Source organism: Acidimicrobiales bacterium (genome assembly GCA_041394185.1).
Classification (GTDB): Bacteria; Actinomycetota; Acidimicrobiia; order Acidimicrobiales; family Poriferisodalaceae; genus JAAETH01.
Window position 1 is genome coordinate 195358 of sequence record JAWKIQ010000003.1, and the last position, 15903, is coordinate 211260.

A 15903-nucleotide genomic window follows, 5' to 3' on the forward strand; every position below is an offset into this window, starting at 1 on the left:
GATGGTACAAGCGGGTTTGGTGTTCGCCCGCAGCGCAGGGTTGGACACGCAAGCCATACCGGCCGGTCATGGTGGCGCATTTGTACCCGGACCTTTTGCCCTTGTGTGAGGCCGACGCTGCCCCTACACCAGAGTCGAGCGGATTCGATCGAGGAGATGAGATGCGGCGAGTTGTGGTGATTGGCGGAGATGCTGCCGGCATGTCGGCGGCGGCCCAGGCGAGCCGAGGTGCTGAGCCGGTCGAACTGGTCGTTTTCGAGAGGGGTTCGTACACGTCGTTCGCCGCCTGCGGTCTGCCCTACTACGTCGGCGGCCTGGTGCCACAGCCAGGCCAACTGGTCGCTCGCAGTCCCGAACAGCACCGGGCCAACGGCATCGACGTTCGAACTCGCCACGAGGTCAAGGCGATCGACACAGACAAGAGGCAGATCGAAGTGGCCGACCTCGACGGCGGACAGACCTTCGCCCAGCCATTCGACGATCTCGTCATCGCGACCGGAGCAACCGCGGTCAGGCCACCCTTCGACAACATCGGCGCCGATGGGGTGTTCGGCATCCAGACCATTCCCGATGCCCTGGCGATCGACTCGATGATCCGCGAGCGCAATCCGAGGCGCGCCGTCGTGGTCGGGGGCGGGTACATCGGACTCGAGATGGTGGAGGCATTCCTCGCCCGTGGTCTGGAGGTATCGGTAGTGGAACTGCTGGAGCAGCCGATGTCGACCCTGGACCCCGACATGGGTGCGCTGGTAGCCGAGTCGATTCGTCAACAGGGCGCCGAACTGAGGCTGGAGACTGCTGTCAAAGGGTTCGGGGTAGGAACCGATGGCTGGGTCCGCAGTGTGAACACCGACGGAGGCGACATCGAGGCCGACCTCGTTGTGCTTGGTCTCGGCGTCCGCCCGAACTCGAATCTGGCCGGCGACGCAGGCATCGAGATCGGCACCACCGGCGGAATAGCCACCGACGCGACAATGTCGACCTCGGTGGACGGAATCTGGGCTGCCGGAGACTGCGTGGAGACATTTCACCGGGTCACAAACATGCCGGCGGCGATCGCCTTGGGCACCCACGCCAACAAGCAGGGCCGGGTTGTTGGTATCAACGTCAGCGGCGGCCATGCCCGGTTCCCGGGTGTTATCGGCACGGCGGTGACGAAGGTGGGCCCGACCGAGATCGGCCGAACCGGATTGACCGAACGCGAGGCCAGGGCAGCTGGTTTCGCGATCATGGCAGGGCGCATCGAGGGCGCAAGCCGAGCGCACTACTACCCCGATGCCATGCCGATGACGGTGAAGATCGTCGCCGAGGCCGGTAGCGGCCGGATGTTGGGGGCCCAGATCGTTGGTGGAGCCGAGGCTGCCAAGCGAATCGATGCTCTGGCCGTGGGCATCTGGAACGACATGACGGTGGACGACTTCAGCCAGCTGGACCTCGGCTATGCCCCACCGTTCTCGCCGGTCTGGGACCCGACCCTGATAGCTGCACGCAAGGCCGGAGACTGACGAGCGCGGACTCATCGGCGTGCCACCTCGTACCAACCGCCACGGTTGGTGACCCGCCCCTGCAGTTCGAGGCGGCCGACGACCTCGATGACCCTGCTGAGCGGCATTGCGCTGCGCAGTACCAGCTCGGTCAACGAAGCCGCCTCGGCGCCCAGGGCGTCGAATACAGCCAACTCGTCTGGCTCGCACCCCTGGTCCAGACCGGGCGCCGAAGGTGCCTGAGGAAACACACCCTCGGCGGTGGCGGTGCTGAGGCCAAGCGCCACCAGCACGTCGTCGACATCGATACACGGGGTGGCCCCTTGTACAAGCAGGCGATTGGTGCCCTCCGACGCGCGCCCGTCGACGGGCCCTGGAACCGCCAGCACCGGAACATCGCGTTCGAGTGCTGCGTCGACCGTATGTAGTGAGCCACCTTTGGCCGCGCTCTCGACCACCACGACAACGTCGGCCAGGGCTGCGATGATGCGGTTGCGCGCCGGGAAGTGCCAGTGATCGGGACGTACCCCGGGGGCGTACTCAGACCAGATTCGACCACGGTCGCAGATTGTTTCCCATAGGCGCCTGTTGCGGGATGGGTAGACGACATCGAGTCCTGAGCCCACGACCGCGAACACGTCGCCTCCGGACTCGAGCGCGGCCTGTTGGGCCACGGCATCAATGCCCAGGGCCAGGCCCGAGATAACCGAAACACCGCGCTGGGCCAGGTCGGAACCGAGCCGCGCTGCCACCCGTCGCCCATAGCTGGTGCATCGGCGGGTGCCGACAATTCCCACGCACGGGCCGCCGAACGTTGCCGCGCCGCGCGTGAACAACACGGTTGGGGGCTCGGGGTCGTGGAGCAACCGGTCGGGCCAGCTGGACGAACCATGGTCTATGACGTCGATGCCCGAAGCCGACCAGCGAGCCGCCATCTCTTGAGGGTCGTTGGTGCGCGCAAAGGACTGCCATCGTGCTGCCAGCGCCGGCTTGACGCTGAGTTCGGTAGCTCCGATATCGCCGCGCGCGAGGCCAGCCCAAGCCTGTTTGGGATCCGCGAGTTCGTCGATTCGCCTCAGCCTGGCCGGAGAAATCTCGGGCAGAGCCGCCAGCGCTGCGCGATGAACGTCTGCTTCGATGCCATCGCGCCCGATGCACGTGTCGGCCTTCATCAACGACCACCCAGCAGAGAAGACGGTTCGGCCCTGAGCGTGAGGGCGGTCATGAGATGACTTTCGGAGATGGGCGGGTCTTCACCCGCCAGGTCGGCAAGGGTCAAGGCGACGCGCCTGAGGCGATGGGCACCTCGCGGCGACAGGGTCCCCCTTTCGAGTGCGCTCAAGAGGAGCTGGCGAGATGCGTCGGTGAGGGGAGCGACCTCGTCGAGGCGGGCCGCCGCCAGCTCGGCATTGGTCGTCACCCCCCTGACACGGGTGCGGTCGCGGGCCCGGCCCACACGCTCGGCGACCTCCGTGGTGGATTCAGACGATGCGGCTTGCAGAACAACGCCGGCTGGCGGACGCTCGACCATGACTCGCAGATCGAACCTGTCGAGCAGCGGGCCCGACAGGCGCCGGGCGTAGCGAGACCTCTCGGCGTCGGTGCAGCGACACGCGTTGGGCCGGGCGGCCTCGCCGCACGGACAAGGATTCATGGCCGCAACCAGCAAGAATCGGGCGGGGAAGGTCGCCGCGCCGGTGGCACGAACCACCCGGATGGAGCCGTCCTCGAGCGGCTGGCGCAACATCTCGAGCACGTGGGGCGAGAACTCGCCCAGCTCGTCCAAGAACAGAACGCCGCGGTGAGCGAGGCTGACCTCGCCTGGCCGAAGGCGGTTGGATCCGCCGCCGACCAGACCCACCGCCGAAACGCCGTGATGTGGAGCCCGTTCTGGCGGCACCCTGATGAGCCCTCCCGGTGGCAGGGCCTGGCCCGCAGCCGAGTGGACCATCGAAACCTCGAGCGCCTCGCCATCGCCGAGCGTGGGCAGCAGTCCCCGCACTCGACGGGCGAGCATCGTCTTGCCCGCACCGGGTGGCCCGAGCAACAGCAGATGGTGCCCACCCGCGGCCGCAACCTCGACGGCTAGACGTCCCAGCGGGTGTCCGGCGACCTCGCTGAGATCGGGTCCGTCTGGGGTTGGCTCGGGATCTGGGCACGGCTCGGCGACTGCCAACCCGCGACCTTGACGCAAGTGTGTAACCAGTTCGTCGAGACGATCGACCGGACGAACCACGTGCCCAGGTGCTGCCGAGGCCGAACTAGCGGCCGCCGAGGGCACCACGACGTCTGCAGGCCGGCATGCGGCGACCAGAGGCAACAAGCCGGGCACCGGTCGAATCTGTCCGTCGAGGCCCAGCTCGCCGACGAAGGCGAGCCCGTCGATGGCAGCTGGCGGCAGCTGCCCCGAGGCAACCACCAGACCGACCGCAATTGCCAGATCGAGACCGCTGCCCGACTTGCGCAGATCGGACGGGGCGAGGTTCACGGTCACCCGACACATGGGCCACTGGAGCCCGCTGGACAGCACTGCGGCCCTGACACGATCGCGAGCTTCGCGACAAGCCGTGTCGGGTAGGCCGACAACTGCAAAGCCGGGCAGGCCGTTCGAGACGTGAACCTCGACCGAGACGGGCACACCTCGAACGCCAACCACAACTGCGGACTGAACTACCGACAACAACTTCGAACCCCCTGGGCGCGACGGCGCTGAGCGCCTGTTAGCTGGGAGCGAGCTGCCGGCTCGGACGACGGGTCGGTTGGACAACAACAGTTCTACTCGAGGGGTGGGACAACGCTACGTTCGACTAGATGTCGATTCAGGCCGTCGCATTCGACGTAGACCAAACCCTGTGGGACTTCCACTCGCACCGCCGCGCCGCTTTGGTCGCCTGCCTCGAACTGCTGTGCAACAGAGCGACCTGCGAGGCTCCGTGGGCCTGGAGCATCGACGATCTACAGGCCAGGTACGACCGGATCGAGGCTTCGGCCCCCGGCGAGAGGTTGGCGACGATTCGGCACGAATCGCTGGTCGAGGCAGCGGCCGAGGCCGCTCCTGGAGACCAGTCGCTCGGCGATGAGCTGACCGATCTGTATTTCTCGATACGACATGGGCCCGCATCGCCATTCGACGATGCGACGCAATGCCTTGATCGACTCGCTGGAATGGGCGTGCGCCTGGCGGTTGTCACGAACGGCAACTCCGATCTGGTCGGGCTGGGCCTGGCCGAGTACTTCGAGGTAATCGTCGTAGGGCCTGACATCGGGATGGCCAAGCCCGAGGCCCGGATCTACGCGGAGGTCTCCAAGCGGTTGGCGGTGACGCCGAGCGAACTGGTGTGCGTGGGAGACGACCCGGTGAAAGACGTGGCCGCACCCCAGCGCCTCGGTTGGAAGGGGGTCTGGAACGACAGGAAGGTCGTCACCCTGCCCCCCGACGTCAGACCCGACGCAACCATCGAACACCTGGCGGAACTGCCGCCGATAGTGGCCCGATGGCGATGACGGCCGCGCGGGCCATAATTGGCCCATGGGCTACACACCTGACCGTCCGTTCAAGGCCCGCCCGGTCGACTACATAGTGATGGCGGCGGTGGGTCTGGCGACCGCCGCACTGGTCGCCTGGGCGTTCTTGGGCTGAGAACCGGCGAAGGTCGAGCCTAGAAGGCGGCCTCGAACACCCTGACTCCGGTCGGCGAAACCCAGGCCACATCGAACCTGACCTCGGGCACGAAGGATCCGCGGGTTGCCAAGTACTCGGCACCCAGTTGACGCAACCGCCTCTGTTTGCGCCAGCCGACAGCCTCGGCCCCAGTACCGAACCGAGTCGAGGTTCGTGTCTTGACCTCACAAAAGACGATGGAACCCTCGCGCCCGAGGATCAGATCGACTTCGCCGCGTCGAGTCCGCCAGTTGCGCTCCAGCACCACATACCCGTGTGCCTCGTAGCGTCGCGCGACCCGTTCTTCGCCGCTGCGACCCAGGTCGATGCGCCGGGCGGTCAAGGCTCAAGGAGCTTCGAGTTCGGTCTCCGGCAAGCGCTCGACATTCACATCGCGAAACGTCACGACCGTGACGCTGGGAACAAAGCGAGACGGTCGGTACATGTCCCATACCCAGGCGTCGGTGAGCTGGAGCTCGATGGCCGACTGACCGTTCAGCTCGACCACGCGGCGTTCGACCGCGTTGGCGAGATAGAAGCGCCGCTCGGTCTCGACCACGTAGGAGAACACGCGACACAGGTCGCGGTACTCGCGCAGCAGAGCCATCTCGAGCTCGGCCTCATAGTCCTCGAGTTCGTCGGCAGACATCGAACGTCCTGTGCCGGAGGCTTGCAACTGGGTCCATCGGCCGCGAGGCCGACAAACCAAAGCGACTAGAAGTCGCGCTTTTCCTTGACGCGGGCCTTCTTGCCGACCCGGTCGCGGAGATAGTAGAGCTTGGCTCGACGCACGTCGCCGCGGGTGACGCGCTCGATCTTGCCGACGATCGGCGAGTTGACCGGGAACACGCGCTCGACGCCAACGCCGAAGCTCAGCTTGCGAACGGTGAACGAGGCGTTGACACCGGTGCCGCGGCGAGCGATGCAGATGCCCTCGAACACCTGGGTGCGCTCGCGGTTGCCCTCGACGACGCGAACGTGGACCCGAACGGTGTCACCAGGGGCGAAGTCGGGGACGTCGTCGCGGATGGAGTCGGCGTCGATGAAGTCGGTGTTGTGCATGGCAGAGTCCTGTGCCCGAGAGTGGCCAGCCCGGAAAGCGAGGGGCTGCGGGGTTCTATGGATGCACCGCAGCGGGGCCGGTAGTGCAGCGGTCTACTTTAGCCGCACAGGCGTGGCTGTCCAACGCGTCTTACGGATCGATTTTGCCGAGCCCATCGCTGGGCAGCCCGAACTCGTGCAGACAAGCCAGATCTTCGCCCGTGAGCCCACCCCGCGCGGCTATCAGGTCGGGGCGGGTTTGGATGGTGCGGGTCAGTGCCATGGCCCGCCGCCAACGATCGACCCGGGCGTGGTCGCCGCTTCGCAGCACTTCGGGCACGTCCCAGCCTCGAAACGACGCTGGGCGGGTGAATTGGGGATATTCGAGCAAACCGCTGGCGAAGGATTCGTCCTCGGGTGACGCCTGGTTCCCCAGAACGCCAGGGACGAGCCTTCCGACGGCCTCGACGACGGCCATCGCCGCCACCTCGCCTCCAGCTAGAACCATGTCGCCCAGCGAGATCTCGGCATCGCACAGGTGGTCGACGATGCGCTGGTCGATGCCTTCGTAGCGACCGCACAGCATCGAGAACCCATCCAGAGAGGCCAATTCGACGGCCATCGCATGGTCGAATGGCCGCCCGCCAGGGGTCAATGCGAACAGCGGGCGGGGAGGCTCGACCATCTCGACCGCGCCGAACACAGGCTCGGGCATCAAGACCATGCCCGCTCCCCCGCCGAAGGGTGCGTCATCGACGCTGCGATGGCGGTCGGAGGTGGCCATGCGCAGGTCGTGGGCACGAACGTCGAGCAACCCGGCCTCGACGCCCTTGCCGATGACCCCGTAGGTCACGAACTGATCGATCATCTCGGGGAAGATGGAAAAGACGTCGATGCGCACGACCGACGCCTAGGCGTCTGGGCCCTCGACGAGCTCCCAGAGCCCGGCGGGAACCTCTACGAAAATCTGGCCGGCCTCGATGGAAACAACGAAGTCGAGAGGCACCAGGTGACCGGTGTCGAGCACCAGCAACTCGGACGCCGGATTGTCGAGCACCTCGACCACGCGGCCGCGCTCTTCACCATCGCTGTCGACAACCACCATGTCGAACAGTTCGTGAACCCAAACCGCATCGGGGTCGTCGACCGGTTCGGCGTACAGCGCGGGCCTGCCCAGCGCCTCGGCCGCGCTCCTGTCTGCGACCGAAGCAAACCTGACCAACCAGCGGTGTTGATGGGGGCGGGAGGTCTCGACCAGCAACGAGCCGACGCCCTCGGCGTCGGTGTACAGCAGGGATCCGGGCGCCAAGCGCTGGTCGACGTTGGTCGTGAGGTCTACGACGACCTCACCGTTCAGACCGTGGACCCTGACGATGCGCCCGATCTCGAGCAGCACGGGCTCAGCCGTCGAAGTCGACCTCGACCTCGATGCCGTCCTTGTGAGCGGCGGCGCGCACGAGGTCGCGGATCGAATTGGCGACACGTCCACGCTTGCCGATGACCCTGCCCATGTCGTCGTTGGCGACCCGGGCAACCATCGAGAGCTTGGTGTCGCTCTCCTCGATCTCGATCTCGACAGAGTCTTTGTCGTCGACGATCTGGGTGATCAGGTAGACCAGCAGCTCTTCGGCGTGGCTGATGTTCTCGTCTTCGCTCATGAAGTGGCCTCGGCCTCGGCAGGAGCTTCGGCGGCGGGCTCGGTGCCCTTCTCGAAGTGTTCCCAGGTGCCGTTGATCTTCAAAAGCTTCTCGACCGTCTCGGACGGCTGTGCACCGTTGCGCAGCCACTTGAGGGCCTTGGAGTCGTCGATCTTGATGCCGGACGGCTCGAGGCGCGGCTGATAGGTGCCAACGATCTCGAGGAACCGACCGTCGCGAGGCGAACGGCTGTCGGCCGCGACGATGCGGTATGTCGGCTGCTTCTTCTTGCCCATTCGCATCAGGCGAAGTCGAACGGCCATTTTGCTCCTTGTTGAAGGCACGGAACGAGAGGTGAGACCGTGCCCAGGTCTGAAAGTTGAAATCGGTGGGGATCGGGCGCGTAGGGATGGCGCTCGGGCCGACAGACGACTCTAGCGCCCCGGAAGGCGGAACGGTACGTCTTGTTGGTCGCCGAGTTGTTTCAGCAGCTCTTCGTCGAGCTGAGGAAGCTGCATCGGGCCAGAACTCTGCTGGATCGCACGCTGCTTCTTGGACGCCGTAACCCGCCCGCCAGCGGCCTTTTTGCCCTTCTTCTTGGTGCGCTTGGCCTTCTTCTTGGCGAACGCCGGGCCCATCAGGCCCTTCATCATCTTTTGCATCTCGCCGAACTGCTTGCACAGCGCCGCCACCTGCGAAGGTGAGGTGCCACTGCCCTTGGCGATGCGGGCCCGGCGAGAGCCGTCGATGATCTCGGGATGATTGCGCTCTTCCTGGGTCATCGAATAGACGATGGCCTCGATGCGAGCCATCTCGCGTTCGTCGATGTCGGCGTTCTTGAGCTCCTTGGGAACGCCGGGCAGCATGCCGACGATGCTCGACAGGCTGCCCATCTTCTTGACGGCGGCCAACTGCTCGAGGAAGTCGTCGAAGGTGAATGTCCCCTCGAGCATCTTTCGAGCGGCCTCTTCGGCCTGCTCCTCCTCGTAGACCTTCTCGGCCTTCTCGATGAGGGTGAGCATGTCGCCCATACCCAGGATGCGGTTGGCCATCCGGTCCGGATGGAACTGCTCGAAGGCGTCGAGGCCCTCGCCGGTAGACGCAAACGCGATCGGGCGGCCGACCACCTCTTTGACCGACAGGGCCGCACCGCCACGGGCGTCGCCGTCGAGCTTGGTGAGGATGACACCGTCGAGCTCGAGTGTCTGATGGAAGGCCTCTGCGGTCTGCACCGCGTCCTGGCCGGTCATTGCGTCGATGACCAGGAACGTGAAGTGGGGCTCGATCGTGTCGGAGATGCGACGGATCTCGTCCATCAGCTCCTGATCGATCGAGAGACGACCGGCCGTGTCGCAGATGACGACGTCGCGTCCCGTGCGGCGCGCCTCTTCAAGGCCCGCACGAGCGGCGGTGACGGGGTCTGACGGGTCGCTGAAGACCGGTACGTCGATGCGGCCGCCCAGCGTGCGCAACTGCTCGACGGCAGCCGGCCGCTGAAGGTCGGCGCCGATCAGCAGGGGGTGTCGGCCCTGGCTCTTGAACCAGGCGGCGAGCTTGGCCGAGTTGGTGGTCTTACCAGAACCCTGCAAACCGGCCATCAGCACGACGGTGGGCGGCTTGGGCGCAAACGTGATGGCCAGCGTCTCGCCACCGAGGATGCCCGTGAGCTCCTCGTCGACGATCTTGATGACCTGCTGGCCCGGGGTGAGGCTGGCCGACACGTCGGCGCCAAGACAACGCTCGCGTACGCGGGCGACGAAGTTCTTGACGACGTTGAAGTTGACGTCGGCCTCGAGCAAGGCGAGACGGATCTCGCGCATCGCCTCGTCGACATCGGCCTCGGTCAGGCGACCTTTGCCTCGGAGACGGCCGAAGATCCCGTCGAAGCGATCGGAAAGTGATTCGAACATGACGGGAACAAAGGATAGGCGTGCGTTCGGGCGAACACATGGGAGACTCGCCGAATGGCATTCGACACCGTGATAATCACCGACGGCAACACCCATTTCGGGCCTCAGCGCATGCCGGCCCAGATGCTCGCCGACCAGAGCTACGACGGGCACGCCAGCGTTCACGACGACGAGACCGCGGCCAAGCTCGGGCTGGCGGGCGCACCTATCGAGGGGCCCACTCACTTCAGCCAGATCGACCCACTGGGCTTCCACGTCTGGGGTCGGCGCTGGTTCGAGACCGGGTGCATCAGCTCGCACTTTCGCACCATGGTCGTCGAGGGAGAATCGGTCACGGCTTCGCTGACAGACAGCGGCGATGGCACCGCGACGATCGAGGCCCACAAGGCCGACGGATCCCCGGTGCTGGCCGGTTCTGCGTCGATAGATCCCGATGCCCCCACAACGCTGCGCACCCGCCTGGCCGAGATGCAGGCGAAAGACCCGGGCGCCCTCTACGTGATCGACCGTCTGCGAGTCGGAGACAGGGTGGTCGTCGATGAGCCCCACACCATCGACATGGATGTCTGGAACGGCCACATGTACCCGTTCTCGTTGCGCCAGAAGCTCGACCGCATCACCGAGCCGAGCCCCTGGTACGAGTCGTCCGACAACCCGTGGGGTCGGCCGATAGTGCCGTTCGAGATGTACAGCGTGCTGACCAACAAGACACGCGGCATGCCAGGCGTGCGAACCCCCGCCAACGGGCTGTTCATCGACCTAGAGGTCCGTGCCGTCGACGGGCCGGTGTTCGTAGGCCAGCCCTACATCGTCGAAAAAGAACTGTTGTGCGTTGGGCAGAGCAGGCGCGTGGAGTCGTACTGGACCGAGTCGCGAGTCATCGAGGCAGACACCGGCAGACACGTGGCGACGGTGTTGCTGCATCAGGGCGTGTTCAAAGAGAGCTACCCCGGATATCCCCAGAGCTGATCGGGCGACGCCCGCTCAGCCGAACAGGCGACCGGACGCGATGGCTGCGCCCTCGGCCAGCGAACCCAGCTTGGCCCAGACCACATCTGGGTCGATGCCCTGTATGCCGACATGCACGCTGAACCCGCAGTCGACCCCGGCCATGACCTTGTCCGGGCCCAGCACGCGGGCATAACGCTCGATGCGCTGAGCCACCACTTCGGGGTGTTCGATCCAGTTCGACTGTGGTTCGATGACCCCGGGGCACAAGACCTTGCCGTCAGGTACTTCGAGCGTCTCGAACACGGCCCACTCGTGCGCATGGCGCGGGTTTGCGGCCTCGAACAGAATCGTCGAGGGCTTCGCGTCCCAGACGATGTCGATGATGTCGGTGATCGGCACATCGTGGTGGTGGGGCCCGGGGTAGTTGCCCCAACACAGATGCATGCGAAGCTGCTCTGCCGGGATGTTGCGCACCGCGTGGTTGATGGCCTCGACGTTCAGAGCGATGCGATCGCGGAACTGGTCGCGGTCGAGCCTGGCGTAAGCCGTGTGGCGACCCATGGCCAGGTCGGGGCAGTCGACCTGCACGGTGGCACCCGCTGCTGCGATGGCCTCGTACTCGAAGCGCATGGCCTCGGCGATGGCCATCACATACTCGCGGTCGTTCGCATAGTGCTGGTTGCCGAAGAACAACGAGACGACACCGGGCGACGCAGCGCTGGTGAACGTGGCGAAGGCGCCCGCAGCGTTTGCCGCGTTGGTCAGGTTCACCATGTCGGTAACCGCAGCCTGACGGTCCTTGACCGCGATCTCCTCGGTGCAAGCCGGCGCAGACCGCTTTCGCCTGCCGGGGTTCTCGGCCACCATCTCGGCGCTGCGCGGGTAGTCGACGAGATCTTCGAAGAAGTAGTCCTGGACCGACTCTCCGCCGAAGCCATGCAGCCTGTCCTTGACGTAGGTGGCGTAGCTGGGCTTGGACATCTCGCCGTCGTTCACGACGTCGATGCCCGCCGCGACCTGCTTGTCGACCATCTCGCCGACCGCCGCAATGATGCGCCCGGCGAGTGCGTCGGCGTCGACGGGCACGCCGTCCTCGCGGGCCCACATGATCGAGATGAGGTCGTCGGGGCGGGGCAGGCTGCCCGTGTGGGTGGTGAGAATTCTGCCGTGGTCGAGAGTCATCACACATCCTGTGTCTGGGCCAGCGCGACCTGACCTTCGTGTTCGATGGGTGACACTAGGCGACGCGAGTCCGCCGAGTCCGGTTTTGGCCGCCAGTTGGTAGCTTGGCCGCTGTGCGGACACATCGACCCCACGTTTGGCAGCCAGGGGGGTGGCGTGTCGAGCGGGTCGGCCCACCGCCCAGGCAGGCTGCGGCTGTTGCAGTGGCCATCCATGGACGCGACCACCAACCACAGAACCTCGTCGACAGCCTGATTCGGAGCGGTCGACCTGCCCGCTGTCTGTTGGATACTGCCGACCACTCGTGATCGCAGTTGGTACCCCGAGGGACACATGGCCCCGCCCAGGCCAACGAGCCGCAACTGTCGAGTTCGTTGAGTGCCCTGGACCAGATGGAATCGAGCCTGCTCGAGTCGATCCCCAGCCACAAGGTCGTCTGGCTCGGATTTTCACAGGGCGCCTGCCTGGCCTGCGAATACGTGGCCCGAACCGCAGTTCCGAGAGGAGGGCTGGCAGCGCTCACCGGGGCCCGCATCGGCCCCGCGGGGACCGACCTGGCTATCGCAGGCGACCTCGGGGGCATGCCGGTGTGGATCAGCGCCGGCACCGACGACCCATGGATCGACCTCGGCCGCATGCAACAGTCGGCGGCCGCCTTCGAAGCCGCCGGCGCAAGCGTGAGCACCCGCCTGTTCGACGACTCCGAACATCGGATCAGGCCGGTCGAGGTCGCCGCAGTTCGAAGCATGTTGAACGAACGTCTGCTCGATGGGTGACTTTGTTGGCATCGCCGACCGCAGTGCGGCTAGTTTGACCGCACTACGGACACAAAGTCCGGATGTGAGAAGAACCAAGGGGGTACCTCATGTCCTACGCAAAGCCGGGCGAACCATCGATGAGATGGCGGCAGTATGTCGATGCCCATCCAATCGGCGCCATCTTCGTGATCGGCGTCATCGCTACACAGCTCGGCACGTACTTCGGTTACGTGTTCCCCGCAGTGGGGTTGCCCGTGCTGCCGTGGCCGCTCTACAACGGCATCCTCGGCACCACGATCGCCGACGGCTTCAACGGAGCGGTAGCGACCGAGGGGGCCTTCGCGGTCTCGTCCGACGCGTTCTTCGTCGGCCACGCGCTGCACTTCGTCAACGGAATCATCTTCGCCGTGTTGTGGGCAGTGATGTTCCGCGAGGACGCAAGCAAGTGGATCAAGAACAATGTCGCCAACGGCCTGGTGTACGGCGTGATCATGACCATCATCAGCGCCGGCCTGCTGGTGCCCTATGCCTACGTTCCCGAGCAGGGATACGGGTTGTTCTTGTTCGACGGCCCCGACGGCTGGAAGCTGCCTTTCGGCATCTTGCTCTGGCACCTGATCTACGGCGCATTCCTGGGGCTGCTCTACAACCCCACCGAAGCCGAAGCCTGACAACTCGGGCTCGGCCCGCGACCGGCGGCGACGCGGTCGCGGGCCGAGCTTGTAGACAGTACGAACAACCCCGAATCGAGGAGAAGATCCGATGACCAACCCGCTCGCACAACGACTTCACCACACCGCATACCTCACCAAGGACCAGGAGGCCACACGGGCCTTCTATGAAGACATCCTCGGATTCCCGCTGGTTGCCTGCTGGTCGGAAGCCGACGAACTGTTCGGCGCCCTTCGCGTCTATTGCCACACCTTCTTCGGCCTCGCCGATGGCAGCGCGCTGGCTTTCTTCCAGTTCGCGAACCAAGACGATCAAGACCTGTTCGACCCGGCACTGACACCGTCGCCTTTCCGCCACATCGCCCTCAAGGTCGACGCAGACGGCCAAGCCGAGCTCGAACGCCGCCTGACCGCGGCCAACTGGAAGCCCGAGGGAACCTACGTGCTCGAGCATGGCTACTGCCGCTCGCTCTACACCGAGGATCCGAACGGGATGCTGCTCGAGTTCACCGTCGATGTCGACAACGCCGACGAGATCGCCTCCGATCGGGTCCAGGATGCCCACGCCACGCTCGAGCGTTGGTTGGCAGGCGACCACACATCGAACAACAGCTACCGCTGAGGTCATGGCAGCGCGCAGAGCACTGGCCAAAGACCGCGACTTCGTCGAGGCATTGGCTCGAGGCATCGAGGTTCTCACCGCCTTCAGCCCCAGCCAGATCGAGATGACCGTCAGCGACGTCGCCGACCACACCGGGTTGGCCAGGCCCACTGCGCGCCGCCTCTTGTTGACACTGGAACAGCTGGGTTACGTGAGATCGACCGATGGCCGATACTCGCTCACCACCAAGGTGCTCGACATCGGCACGGCCGCAGTCGCAGCCCAGGGCATATGGGATCTCGCAAGACCCCACATGCTGGGGCTGGTGTCGTTCACCGGCGAGTCGTCGTCGATGTCGCAACTCGACGGATCCGACATCGTCTACACCGCGCGGGTGCCGGTGCCGAAGATCATCGCCCTGGCGGTGACCATCGGTACCCGGTTCCCGGCGGTTGCCACCTCGATGGGCAAGGTCTTGCTGGCCGACCTCTCCCAAGACCAACTCGACAAGGCACTGGCGTGTTCGTCGACGTCACACGTCATTCCCCGCGTCACACCCGAGCGCGGTGAACTCGACGAGATCCTGGCCGGTGTGCGGGCCCGCGGGTGGGCCATGGCCGACGAGATCTTGTCTCACGGAATCCGCTCGGTGGCGGCCCCCGTGTACGGAGCCGACGGTCGGGTGGTCGCAGCTCTGAACGTCACTACCCACGCGGCCGAGACGTCGGTCGAGAAGCTGACCGGCGACTACCTGCCTGCCCTCCTCGAGGCGGCAAGAGCCATCACGGACGAATGGGCGAACCTTGCCCGACTGCCGACCGCGGAGGTCAACAGATGAACCAGCAGAACCGGCCCCTGGAAGGCATCGTCGTCGCCGATCTGTCTCGAGTTCTCGCCGGCCCCTACTGCACCATGCTGATGGCCGACCTCGGGGCCACGGTGATAAAGGTCGAGAGTCCTCAGGGTGATGACACCCGCACCTGGATACCTCCAGAACACGACGGCGTATCGACCTATTACCTGTCGATCAACCGCAACAAGCGCTCGATCGTTCTCGATTTCCGCAACCCCGACGACGTCGCTGTGGTGCACGAACTGTTTCGTCGCGCCGACGTCGTCGTCGAGAACTTCAAGGTCGGCGCTCTCGACAAGTTCGGCCTCGGCTACGACACCGCTGCCCAGATCAACCCCGAACTCGTCTACTTGTCGATCTCGGGCTTCGGAACCGCAGAAGGCGCAGGCATACCCGGATACGACCTGGTTGTGCAGGCCGTGTCCGGTCTGATGAGCCTCACCGGCGATCCGGAAGGTCCGGCCTACCGAGCCGGCATCTCGGTGTTCGACGTCATGACCGGGCTTCACGGCACCATCGGCCTTCTGGCAGCACTGCACCAGCGCTCGCAGACGGGCAGGGGCCAACACGTCGAGGTCAACCTGTTGTCCTCCGCGCTGTCGGGGTTGGTAAACCACACGGGCGGCTACGCGGCAGCAGGTGTGGTGCCCTTCAGGATGGGCAACGAGCACCCCAGTGTGTACCCGTACCAGACAATGCCCACCGCCGACCGCGACGTCATCGTCGCCTGCGGCAACGACAGGCAGTTTCAGGCACTGTGCAACGTGCTCGGCGTTCCCGAGTTGGCCCAAGACGACCGGTTCAAGCTGAACGCCGACCGCACCGCCAACCGCGAGATCCTCCACCCCATGCTGTTGGCCGAGTTGGCCAAGTGGTCGGCCGACGATCTATTCGACCGCCTGAACACCGCCGGGGTGCCGTGTGGGCCGGTGAACACGATCGACGAAGGGGTCGCCCTGGCCGAGCGCCTGGGGCTGAACCCGATAGTCGAGGTCGCCGAAGGCGACCGCTCGGTGAGTCTCATCGCCAACCCGATCACCTTCAGCGACGCCCAGGCGTCGTACCAGAGGTTGCCGCCGCGGTTGGGCGAACACACCGACGAGATTCGCGCATGGCTCGACGAACCGGCTTCGTGACCCAGCCCAGAACAGGAA

Annotated in this window: 19 protein-coding genes; 8 read left to right on the top strand and 11 right to left on the bottom strand. The window is 65.3% G+C overall.

The genetic code is table 11. The annotated features are described in order from the left end of the window. Positions 1–161 precede the first annotated feature (161 nt). Positions 162–1505, top strand: coding sequence for an FAD-dependent oxidoreductase (locus tag R2770_14405; GenBank protein MEZ5281648.1), 1344 nt, complete (start codon positions 162–164; stop codon positions 1503–1505). 11 nt (positions 1506–1516) lie between these two features. Here the strand turns inward: R2770_14405 and dprA are convergent, their stop codons facing one another. Continuing rightward, positions 1517–2656 carry a DNA-processing protein DprA gene (gene dprA, locus R2770_14410; protein MEZ5281649.1) on the bottom strand — a complete coding sequence of 380 codons (1140 nt, stop codon included), beginning with the start codon at positions 2654–2656 and terminating at the stop codon, positions 1517–1519. Next, positions 2656–4140 (bottom strand): YifB family Mg chelatase-like AAA ATPase, encoded by a 1485-nt coding sequence (locus R2770_14415; GenBank protein ID MEZ5281650.1) that lies wholly within the window; start codon positions 4138–4140, stop codon positions 2656–2658. Before R2770_14415 ends, dprA begins: the two co-directional genes overlap by 1 nt. Positions 4141–4295: 155 nt before the next feature. On the opposite strand from R2770_14415, the gene R2770_14420 reads away from it, so the two are divergent. Continuing rightward, positions 4296–4988 (top strand): HAD family hydrolase, encoded by a 693-nt coding sequence (locus R2770_14420; protein ID MEZ5281651.1) that lies wholly within the window; start codon positions 4296–4298, stop codon positions 4986–4988. A gap of 155 nt (positions 4989–5143) precedes the next feature. On the opposite strand, the gene R2770_14425 is transcribed toward R2770_14420, so the two are convergent. The 8 genes from R2770_14425 to ffh all read right to left on the bottom strand — a co-directional run bounded on the left by R2770_14425 (position 5144) and on the right by ffh (position 9733). Then, a complete protein-coding gene (locus tag R2770_14425; protein ID MEZ5281652.1) occupies positions 5144–5488 on the bottom strand; it encodes a YraN family protein in 345 nt (114 codons plus the stop codon). Positions 5489–5491: 3 nt separating this feature from the next. Next, a complete protein-coding gene (locus R2770_14430; GenBank protein ID MEZ5281653.1) occupies positions 5492–5794 on the bottom strand; it encodes a DUF2469 family protein in 303 nt (100 codons plus the stop codon). Between the two features lie 65 nt (positions 5795–5859). After that, entirely contained in the window at positions 5860–6207 is a 348-nt protein-coding gene (gene rplS, locus R2770_14435) for a 50S ribosomal protein L19 (protein MEZ5281654.1), read from the bottom strand. Positions 6208–6337: 130 nt separating this feature from the next. Then, on the bottom strand, positions 6338–7087 hold the full coding sequence (trmD, locus tag R2770_14440; GenBank protein MEZ5281655.1) for a tRNA (guanosine(37)-N1)-methyltransferase TrmD: 750 nt from the start codon (positions 7085–7087) through the stop codon (positions 6338–6340). A 9-nt stretch (positions 7088–7096) separates the two neighbouring features. Continuing rightward, positions 7097–7582, bottom strand: coding sequence for a ribosome maturation factor RimM (gene rimM, locus R2770_14445; GenBank protein MEZ5281656.1), 486 nt, complete (start codon positions 7580–7582; stop codon positions 7097–7099). Positions 7583–7586: 4 nt separating this feature from the next. Further along, positions 7587–7844, bottom strand: a complete 258-nt coding sequence (locus R2770_14450) for a KH domain-containing protein (GenBank protein MEZ5281657.1) — start codon at positions 7842–7844, stop codon at positions 7587–7589. Beyond that, complete coding sequence (gene rpsP / locus R2770_14455; protein MEZ5281658.1) at positions 7841–8146, bottom strand: 30S ribosomal protein S16; 306 nt, start codon at positions 8144–8146, stop codon at positions 7841–7843. The genes R2770_14450 and rpsP overlap by 4 nt, the downstream gene beginning before the upstream one ends. A gap of 111 nt (positions 8147–8257) precedes the next feature. Next, positions 8258–9733, bottom strand: a complete 1476-nt coding sequence (ffh, locus tag R2770_14460) for a signal recognition particle protein (protein MEZ5281659.1) — start codon at positions 9731–9733, stop codon at positions 8258–8260. 54 nt (positions 9734–9787) lie between these two features. Here ffh and R2770_14465 point away from each other — a divergent pair, with 54 nt between their 5' ends. Beyond that, entirely contained in the window at positions 9788–10702 is a 915-nt protein-coding gene (locus R2770_14465) for a hypothetical protein (protein ID MEZ5281660.1), read from the top strand. A gap of 15 nt (positions 10703–10717) precedes the next feature. On the opposite strand, the gene R2770_14470 is transcribed toward R2770_14465, so the two are convergent. After that, positions 10718–11866, bottom strand: a complete 1149-nt coding sequence (locus tag R2770_14470; GenBank protein ID MEZ5281661.1) for a cobalamin-independent methionine synthase II family protein — start codon at positions 11864–11866, stop codon at positions 10718–10720. A gap of 392 nt (positions 11867–12258) precedes the next feature. Between R2770_14470 and R2770_14475 the strand changes: the two genes are divergently transcribed. The 5 genes from R2770_14475 to R2770_14495 all read left to right on the top strand — a co-directional run bounded on the left by R2770_14475 (position 12259) and on the right by R2770_14495 (position 15885). Then, positions 12259–12642, top strand: a complete 384-nt coding sequence (locus tag R2770_14475; GenBank protein MEZ5281662.1) for a hypothetical protein — start codon at positions 12259–12261, stop codon at positions 12640–12642. An 89-nt stretch (positions 12643–12731) separates the two neighbouring features. After that, complete coding sequence (locus R2770_14480) at positions 12732–13295, top strand: hypothetical protein (GenBank protein MEZ5281663.1); 564 nt, start codon at positions 12732–12734, stop codon at positions 13293–13295. 91 nt (positions 13296–13386) lie between these two features. Next, positions 13387–13917 (top strand): VOC family protein, encoded by a 531-nt coding sequence (locus R2770_14485; protein MEZ5281664.1) that lies wholly within the window; start codon positions 13387–13389, stop codon positions 13915–13917. A 4-nt stretch (positions 13918–13921) separates the two neighbouring features. Beyond that, a complete protein-coding gene (locus R2770_14490; GenBank protein MEZ5281665.1) occupies positions 13922–14734 on the top strand; it encodes an IclR family transcriptional regulator C-terminal domain-containing protein in 813 nt (270 codons plus the stop codon). Beyond that, complete coding sequence (locus tag R2770_14495) at positions 14731–15885, top strand: CaiB/BaiF CoA-transferase family protein (protein ID MEZ5281666.1); 1155 nt, start codon at positions 14731–14733, stop codon at positions 15883–15885. The genes R2770_14490 and R2770_14495 overlap by 4 nt, the downstream gene beginning before the upstream one ends. Positions 15886–15903 lie beyond the last annotated feature (18 nt).

Excerpts from the sequence above, each read along its gene's own strand:
- R2770_14495 (MEZ5281666.1), top strand. The coding sequence starts at position 14,731 with ATGAACCAGCAGAACCGGCCCCTGGAAGGCATCGTCGTCGCCGATCTG.
- R2770_14480 (MEZ5281663.1), top strand. The coding sequence starts at position 12,732 with ATGTCCTACGCAAAGCCGGGCGAACCATCGATGAGATGGCGGCAGTAT.
- R2770_14420 (MEZ5281651.1), top strand. The coding sequence starts at position 4,296 with ATGTCGATTCAGGCCGTCGCATTCGACGTAGACCAAACCCTGTGGGAC.
- R2770_14430 (MEZ5281653.1), bottom strand. The coding sequence starts at position 5,794 with ATGTCTGCCGACGAACTCGAGGACTATGAGGCCGAGCTCGAGATGGCT.
- R2770_14475 (MEZ5281662.1), top strand. The coding sequence starts at position 12,259 with ATGGAATCGAGCCTGCTCGAGTCGATCCCCAGCCACAAGGTCGTCTGG.
- R2770_14405 (MEZ5281648.1), top strand. The coding sequence starts at position 162 with ATGCGGCGAGTTGTGGTGATTGGCGGAGATGCTGCCGGCATGTCGGCG.
- R2770_14470 (MEZ5281661.1), bottom strand. The coding sequence starts at position 11,866 with ATGACTCTCGACCACGGCAGAATTCTCACCACCCACACGGGCAGCCTG.
- R2770_14465 (MEZ5281660.1), top strand. The coding sequence starts at position 9,788 with ATGGCATTCGACACCGTGATAATCACCGACGGCAACACCCATTTCGGG.
- rplS (MEZ5281654.1), bottom strand. The coding sequence starts at position 6,207 with ATGCACAACACCGACTTCATCGACGCCGACTCCATCCGCGACGACGTC.
- rpsP (MEZ5281658.1), bottom strand. The coding sequence starts at position 8,146 with ATGGCCGTTCGACTTCGCCTGATGCGAATGGGCAAGAAGAAGCAGCCG.
- R2770_14490 (MEZ5281665.1), top strand. The coding sequence starts at position 13,922 with ATGGCAGCGCGCAGAGCACTGGCCAAAGACCGCGACTTCGTCGAGGCA.
- ffh (MEZ5281659.1), bottom strand. The coding sequence starts at position 9,733 with ATGTTCGAATCACTTTCCGATCGCTTCGACGGGATCTTCGGCCGTCTC.
- dprA (MEZ5281649.1), bottom strand. The coding sequence starts at position 2,656 with ATGAAGGCCGACACGTGCATCGGGCGCGATGGCATCGAAGCAGACGTT.
- R2770_14485 (MEZ5281664.1), top strand. The coding sequence starts at position 13,387 with ATGACCAACCCGCTCGCACAACGACTTCACCACACCGCATACCTCACC.
- R2770_14450 (MEZ5281657.1), bottom strand. The coding sequence starts at position 7,844 with ATGAGCGAAGACGAGAACATCAGCCACGCCGAAGAGCTGCTGGTCTAC.